The 6994-nt window shown below is 66.6% G+C and carries 8 protein-coding genes and 1 pseudogene; 5 read left to right on the top strand and 4 right to left on the bottom strand.

Annotated features, from left to right (window positions below):
• Together JO059_RS03480 and JO059_RS03475 are read right to left on the bottom strand one after the other, a co-directional pair.
• Positions 1 to 330: pseudogene (locus tag JO059_RS03480) on the bottom strand (dihydrodipicolinate synthase family protein); the annotation flags it as partial.
• 34 nt (positions 331 to 364) lie between these two features.
• Positions 365 to 1162 carry an SDR family oxidoreductase gene (locus JO059_RS03475; protein WP_293314725.1) on the bottom strand — a complete coding sequence of 266 codons (798 nt, stop codon included), beginning with the start codon at positions 1160 to 1162 and terminating at the stop codon, positions 365 to 367.
• A gap of 139 nt (positions 1163 to 1301) precedes the next feature.
• Here JO059_RS03475 and JO059_RS03470 point away from each other — a divergent pair, with 139 nt between their 5' ends.
• The gene (locus JO059_RS03470) at positions 1302 to 2099 is read left to right on the top strand and encodes a TetR family transcriptional regulator (RefSeq protein ID WP_293314724.1); all 798 of its coding nucleotides are present in this window, start codon (positions 1302 to 1304) and stop codon (positions 2097 to 2099) included.
• Between the two features lie 139 nt (positions 2100 to 2238).
• Here JO059_RS03470 and JO059_RS03465 read toward each other — a convergent pair whose 3' ends face one another.
• Together JO059_RS03465 and JO059_RS03460 are read right to left on the bottom strand one after the other, a co-directional pair.
• Positions 2239 to 3138 carry an enoyl-CoA hydratase/isomerase family protein gene (locus tag JO059_RS03465; RefSeq protein ID WP_293314723.1) on the bottom strand — a complete coding sequence of 300 codons (900 nt, stop codon included), beginning with the start codon at positions 3136 to 3138 and terminating at the stop codon, positions 2239 to 2241.
• On the bottom strand, positions 3135 to 3818 hold the full coding sequence (locus tag JO059_RS03460) for a hypothetical protein (protein ID WP_293314722.1): 684 nt from the start codon (positions 3816 to 3818) through the stop codon (positions 3135 to 3137). Before JO059_RS03460 ends, JO059_RS03465 begins: the two co-directional genes overlap by 4 nt.
• A 131-nt stretch (positions 3819 to 3949) precedes the next feature.
• Between JO059_RS03460 and JO059_RS03455 the strand changes: the two genes are divergently transcribed.
• From JO059_RS03455 to JO059_RS03440, 4 genes are all read left to right on the top strand, one after another.
• Positions 3950 to 4771 (top strand): enoyl-CoA hydratase-related protein, encoded by an 822-nt coding sequence (locus JO059_RS03455; RefSeq protein ID WP_293314721.1) that lies wholly within the window; start codon positions 3950 to 3952, stop codon positions 4769 to 4771.
• A gap of 10 nt (positions 4772 to 4781) precedes the next feature.
• Positions 4782 to 5594: an enoyl-CoA hydratase/isomerase family protein gene (locus JO059_RS03450; protein WP_293314720.1), complete on the top strand. Its 813-nt coding sequence runs from the start codon at positions 4782 to 4784 to the stop codon at positions 5592 to 5594.
• Positions 5585 to 6373, top strand: a complete 789-nt coding sequence (locus JO059_RS03445) for an enoyl-CoA hydratase/isomerase family protein (RefSeq protein ID WP_293314719.1) — start codon at positions 5585 to 5587, stop codon at positions 6371 to 6373. The genes JO059_RS03450 and JO059_RS03445 overlap by 10 nt, the downstream gene beginning before the upstream one ends.
• On the top strand, positions 6373 to 6994 hold a 622-nt coding region (locus tag JO059_RS03440), incomplete at its 3' end, for an AMP-binding protein (protein ID WP_293314718.1). The genes JO059_RS03445 and JO059_RS03440, both read left to right, overlap by 1 nt.

Genomic DNA, 6994 nt, shown 5'->3' with positions numbered 1-6994 from the left:
ATGCCGGGTCAGTTCCAGACAGTCCTTGGCCGACGTCGCCGCGGTGCAGGCCTGCACGACGACGTGGGGATTCAGGCCGCGCGCCTCCTCGATCGCCACCTCCAACAACCGCTTGCGCTCGTCGATGGTCAGTGACCAGAACTCGGCGATCCCGCTGGTGCACCACAACATCGGGTGACCGAGGTCGCCGACGCAGTAGCGGACCAACGTCCGGTAGGCGTCCCAGTCGATGTCATCACCGTCGGTGCCGCTGAACGGCGTGTAGAGGGAGTCGCCGATTCCCCGCAACGCACCTCGCGCCCACACACGCGCCTCGCCAGCCGTCGCCACTGTTCACTCCTTCTGTCGGCCAAAGGATTTCGGGTCAGGTGAAGTCCGAACCACCGTCGACGTTGATATCCGCCCCGGTCATGTAGGAGTTGCGCCGTGACGCGAGGAAGGCGGCGACCGGCCCGATCTCCTCGGGCAGGCCGGCGCGGGGCATCTGCGCCGGATGCCCGAAATGCTTGGCGATGGCGTCCATCAGCGCATAGGGGTCGTTGCCGTCGACGCCGACGGACTTCGCCCAGCCGACCAGCGACTCGGAGGCGATGCTGCCGGGCGACACCACGTTGACCAGAATCTCGTCCTTGGCCAACAGCAGCGAGAGGTTCTTCGAGACGCTGGTCAGCATCGACTTGGCCGCCGTGTAGGCGGGCAGCATCACGCTTTGTCGCTGGGTCGAGTGCGCCGAGAAGTTGACGATCCGCGCCCATGGCGCCTTGCGCAGCAGCGGCAGCGCGGAACGCACGCAGCGCACCATGCCCATGACGCCCTCTTCGACGGCCTGGTGCCACTGGTCGTCGCTCAGCGCCTCGAAACTGCCTGCCGCGCCGGGCCCAACGGTGTTGATCAGCACGTTGAGTTCGCCGTCCCACCGCTCGGCCAGTTCGGCGAACACCTTGTCGACCGCACCGGCGTCACCGACGTCGGCGACGAGACCGAGCGCATCAGGGCTCCCGCGCCCGGTCAATTCCGTCACCGCGGAATCGAGCGCTTCGCGGCTGCGGCCGACCACCGCGACCCGGGCACCGTCGTCGGCGAGGCAGCGGGCCGTGGCCAAACCCATGCCGCGACTTCCCCCGACGACCACCGCGGTGGCATTCGCCAGCCCTAGATCCATATGTCCAGCCGTTTTACCAAAAAGCCTACGATAGGTATTACAGTAGCAGACGGAAAACTCGACAACACGCCCGTGTATGCGCAGGTCAGGGAGGAACCACCGGTAGATTCCAGTGTACCGGTGGCACGGCTAGATCGTGATGGAGGTGCCCGGAGTGGCAAAGCAGGCAACCGCTGATAAGCGTCAACGACGCGAACGCGGGTCCATCAATCCCGACGACATCATCAGCGGCGCATTCGAACTCGCGGAGCAGGTGTCGATCGACAACCTCAGCATGCCACTGCTCGGCAAACACCTCGGCGTGGGCGTCACGAGCATCTACTGGTACTTCCGCAAGAAGGACGATCTGCTCAACGCGATGACCGACCGCGCCCTGAGCAAGTACGTGTTCGCCACCCCCTACGTCGAGGCCAGCGACTGGCGCGACACGCTGCGCAACCACGCGCGCCTGATGCGTAAGACGTTCATGGGCAACCCGATTCTGTGCGACCTGATCCTGATTCGCGCGGCCCTCAGCCCGAAGGCGGCGCGGCTGGGCGCCCAGGAGATGGAGCGCGCGATCGCCAACCTGGTGGAGGCCGGCCTATCCCCCGAGGATGCCTTCGACACCTACTCCGCGGTTTCGGTTCACGTCCGCGGTTCGGTGGTGCTGCACCGGCTGTACGAGAAGAATCAGACGCCGGACAGCGGGCCGCGCGCCATCGAGGACGCCGTGGCCATCGATCCGGCCACCACGCCGCTGATCGCCCAGGTGACCGGTCAGGGACACCGCATCGGGGCGCCCGACGAAACCAATTTCGAGTTCGGCCTGGACTGCATCCTCGACCACGCCGCCAGACTGATCGAAAAGGGCGGGAAGCCGGCGCCGTCGCGGCAACGCAAGGCGACCAAGTCGCCCGTCCAGCGGGGGCGGACCAAGGCAACCGCGGCGCGGTAACTGCCGCTAAGTCACATCTGCCACACGTATCTCCGCCGGAGGCGACATGATTTGTGCCCGCCTCACAGCGACAACTCCATTAGCTGCAAAGCGTGCGCCCATTTGGGTGTGGCAGAAGTGAATTCAGAAGGTCGCGCGGTTACTGTTCTTCCGGCTCGGGCACGTGGAAATGCTCGTCGCGTAGCCGGAAGGCTTCCTTCGCGCCGTGCTGTGCGCGCGTTTTGACGAAGTTGAACTCGCCCGGCGCGAATTGCAAATTGGTGCCGTAGGCGTGAAACAGGTAGCTCGCGACTTCCTCGCCCTGGTACACCTGGCTCTGCTCGACGAGGCGGAACGCTTCCTTGGCGACGACGACCCCGTCGGCGGGCATCTTCGCCGCCTTTTCCGCCCAATAGCGAGCCCGCGCCGTGACCGCGGCGGAATCGCAAGTGTCGGTGAAGATTCCGAGGTGCTCGACCTCGCGGGCCTCGATGATGTCGCCGGTCAACAGCAGCCGCCGGGCCAGCACCGGCCCCAACCGGTGGAAGAACATGTGCAGGCTGCCGAGGGCCGGGCCGAGGAAGCGGGCCGCCGGCATGCCGATCTTCGTGTCGCGTGCAATGACGGAGATGTCGGTCATCAACGCCATCTCGAAGCCACCGCCGAGCGCGTAGCCGGCTATCTCCCCCACCGTCACCTTCGGAAAGCCCATGAAGTTGTGATAGAAGCCAAAAGACTTGCGGTCCACGGTGAGTCGCCGCCGCTGACTGGGTCGACGCTTGGCCGCCGCGTCATCGGACACCTTGGCCTTGTCCCCGTACCAGCCGTACGCGTTGTTCATGTCGGCGCCGGTGGAAAAGACCCCCTCGGCTCCGCGCAGGAGCACCACCGTGAGGTCGTCGTCTTCGGCCACGCGGTCGAGGCAGCGGGCGACGGCCTCACGCATCGCGGCGTCATAGGAGTTGCGTTGCGTGGGGTTGTTCAGCGTGATCGTCGCGATGCGCCGCTCGGGGTCGACGTCGAAGAGCACACGATCGTCCGAAACGCTGGAGGCGCTCATCTGTCGGACTCCTTTCGCCGCCTGCCGAACTTGAATCCGGTCAGGTTTTCCGGCCGCGACGCCAACGTGTTGACCTCGCCTTGACACAGCACTTCGTCGTCCAGCAGCAGCCGCGCCGTCGAGGCGATGCCCCGTTCCACTTGCGACCGCACGATGTCGAAGCACAGGTCGGTCAGCACGGGCGTGGGCCGGCGGAATGTGATGAGCAGGGACCGGGTCTTGCCGGAAAGCCCGCTGACGCAATTGTGGTGCTGGATCACGCTGTCGAAGAAGACGCCGAGGAAGCCGCCGTGCACGAGCCCCGGCGGCCCCTCGTAGACCAGCGGGAAGCACACCACGCCGCCGGCCTTCTCGGCGTCGAGCCGATCGAATCGGTATTCGGGAAAGCACGGGTTGTAGGCGCCGATGTCGGTGGCGTGGTTGAGGTAGACGCGCCGGGGGTCGTTCGCGACCTCGCCGATTCGCGGTGTACTGTCGGTCGGAGCCGCGGCGGTCAATTCGACTTCCCACTCGGCGAACTTGGCGAGCATGGCGTCCACCGCGGGGTGCGCGTGCTCGAGGGACAGCAGCAGCGAGCTCAGGCGCCGCATGGCGCCGGCCGCCGCGACCGTCTGCGCGAGGGGCGCCTCGCCGAATTTGGCGTCGCGGGCATGCGGCGAAGCGGTTGTGCCCTCGGCCATGCTTGCCTTTTCCACGGGTTTCGGCCCCGCTTTGTTCCGTCGTTTGGGTTTCCTTGCTAACTTATACCTCGTATCAATCGTATTGCCTACTGTATGGGTAACCGTATCGGCGGAGAAAGGCCGGGTAGACGGTGAGTCACGGGGCCGACGCGACCGAGGCCGAAGGATCGGTCACGGCGTGCCGGGAGGGCGCGGTCCTGCGGGTCACCCTGAATCGCCCGGCCCGGCGTAACGCGTTGACCCACTTGATGATCGGCGAGTTGGTCGATGCGCTGACCGATGCCGCCGCCGACGACTCGTTGCGCGTCATTCACATCCGTGGCGCGGGGGACGACTTCTGCGCGGGTGCCGACTGGATGGCCGCCAACGATCCGGGCGGCCACCGCCCGCGCGCGGGCGATCTGGTGCGGCGGATCCCCCACGCCGCGCACCGAGTGATCGAACTCGTCGCGACCGTGCAGTTGCCGGTGGTTTGCAGCGTGCGGGGCTGGGCGGTGGGGTTCGGCTGCAACCTCGCGCTGGCCGCCGACTTCACCGTCGCCGCCGGCGATGCGGTGTTCTGGGAACCGTTCGTGGACCGCGGCTTCAGCCCGGACTCGGGGTCCACCTGGCTGCTGCCCCGACTGGTCGGTCTGGCGCGGGCCCGGCGCATGCTGCTGCTGGGCGAGAAGGTGAACGCGACGGACGCGGCCGACTGGGGGCTGATCCACCAGGCGGTGAGCGGGCCCGAACTCGACGACACCGCCGAGCAACTGCTGGAGCGGCTGGCGTCCGGGCCGACGGCGGCGATCGGTCTGGCCAAGCAGGCCCTGAACTTCGGTCAGCACGCCACGCTGAGCCAATCCATGACGCAGGAGCTGTTCAATCTGGAACTCTCCTGCCGCACAGGCGATTTCAAAGAGGGACTGGAGGCGTTTCGGCAACGGCGCGCGCCCGAGTTCCGGGGCAGATGAGGGAGCACGGATGCCTACTGACTCGTTCGACACCATCAATTACCACGTCGACGGGCATACGGCCACGATCACACTGAACCGCCCGGAGGCGCTCAACGCGCTGAGCCCGCACATGATCACCGAACTTCGCGCCGCCTACGACGAGGCCGAGAACGACGACAAGGTGTGGCTGCTCATCGTCACCGGCACCGGCCGCGCGTTTTGCACCGGGGCCGACGTCAAAGAGATTCCCGAGGACGGCAAGGTGATCTACGAGCGGCCGTACCTGTCCACGTATGACCAGTGGGAGGCGCCGCAGGAGGGCACACCGCCGTTTCGCACCATGGCCAAGCCGGTGTTGACCGCCGTCAACGGACTGTGCTGTGGCGCCGGCATGGACTGGGTCACCACGACAGACATCGTCATCGCATCCGAGCAGGCAGCCTTTTTCGATCCACACGTCAGCATCGGGCTGGTCGCCGGGCGCGAATTGGTGCGGGTATCCAGAGTGTTGCCCCGCTCGATCGCCCTACGAATGGCTTTGATGGGCAAGCACGAGCGGATGAGCGCGCAACGGGCGTACGAACTGGGGTTGATCAGCGAAATCGTCGAGCACGACCGTCTGCTGGACCGGGCCTACGAGATCGCCGACATCGTCAACTCCAACGCGCCCCTGGCCGTGCGGGGAACCCGTCTGGCTATCCTCAAGGGCCTCAGTGTGCCGCTGCACGAGGCCGAGATACTGGCCGAGACCTTCCGCGAGCGGGTGTTGCGAACGGAGGATGCGCAAGAGGGCCCGAAGGCCTTCATCGAAAAGCGGAAACCGAATTGGCAATGCCGATGAGCTTCGAAACCATCCTGCTCGAGGTCGACGCGGACGACCATGTGGCCACCATCACTTTAAATCGGCCCGAGCAGCTAAACGCGTTCAACCGCAGCATGTGTGAGGAGATGGCCCGGGCCTGGCGGACCGTCAAGCTCGACGATTCGGTGCACGCGGTGGTGCTGCGGGCGGCCGGCAGTCGGGCGTTCAGCGCCGGGCTGGATATCAAGACGCCGTACGGCCAACCGGAAAACGTGTGGAACCACGAGGATCCGGGCGAGGCGCTCAGCCCGAAGTGGCAGAAGATGTGGAAACCCGTGGTCTGTGCCGTGCAGGGCATGTGCACCGCGGGCGCGTTCTATTTCATCAACGAGTCCGACGTCGTCATCTGCTCAGACGACGCAACGTTTTTCGACTCACACGTCTCCGCGGGCCTGGTATGCGCGCTGGAACCGATCGGCCTGATGCGGCGCATCGGCCTGGGCGAGACCTTGCGCATGGCGCTGATGGGCAACGACGAGCGGGTCGGGGCCGACACCGCCCTGCGCATCGGCTTGGTTTCCGAAGTGGTCTCCCCCGAAACCTTGTGGGAGCGCGCCCACGAGATCGCCGCGACCATCGCCGCCAAGCCGCCGTCGGCTACCCAGGGCACGGTGAAAGCGATCTGGGAATCGCTGGACCGGCCCTACCGCGCCGCCATGGAGCAGGGGCTCATCTACACCCGTCTGGGCAACCCGCTCGGCGCCGCGGAATTGGCCCAGCAAGGTGAGGTCGCCACGCGCGAATCGAAGACCCGCTGATGCACCCGCTCAGCCGGCGCGTCGCCGACGTGCTCGATCTGGAGCCCGACTCGCACGCGATCGAGTATGCGAGTCAATGGATCTCGTGGCGGGAGGTGGGCGACACGGCCCGGCGGGTCGCATCCCTGGCCGCCGACCCGGCGGGCGTTGGCATGCTGCTGCGCAACCGGCCCGGTCACGTCGCGGCCTTCCTCGGGGTGCTGCTGGGCGGCGGAACCGTGGTCACCATCAACCCATCTCGCGGTGACGACCGCACCAGGGCGGACATCGCCGCGCTGCGGCTGCAGCTGATCATCGGCGAACCCGACGACCTGGCCACGCTGGTCCCGCCGGGCACCGCGACGTTGGCGATCACGGGTTCGTCCGTCGACGCCCGTGGGTTGGCTTGCGACACCGAGGGATCCGCCGCGCGGTCCGGCGTCGCGGTGCGGATGCTGACGAGCGGAACGACAGGGCCGCCCAAACGAATCGACCTCAGCTACGACGTGCTGGCACGCAGCGTGATGGGCCGAGACCCGGAAGACTCCCCGGCGCCGACGCGGCTGCGAGACGGCGTCGCGATCGTTAACTCGCCGCTGGTGCACATCGGCGGCGTGTTCCGGGTGCTGCAGTGCGTTGCCG

The sequence above is a fragment of the Mycobacterium sp. genome, from assembly GCF_019247615.1.
In the GTDB taxonomy this organism is placed as follows: domain Bacteria; phylum Actinomycetota; class Actinomycetes; order Mycobacteriales; family Mycobacteriaceae; genus Mycobacterium.
Note: the sequence above shows the minus strand (reverse complement) of the source record. Positions and strands in the feature narration are given on the sequence as shown.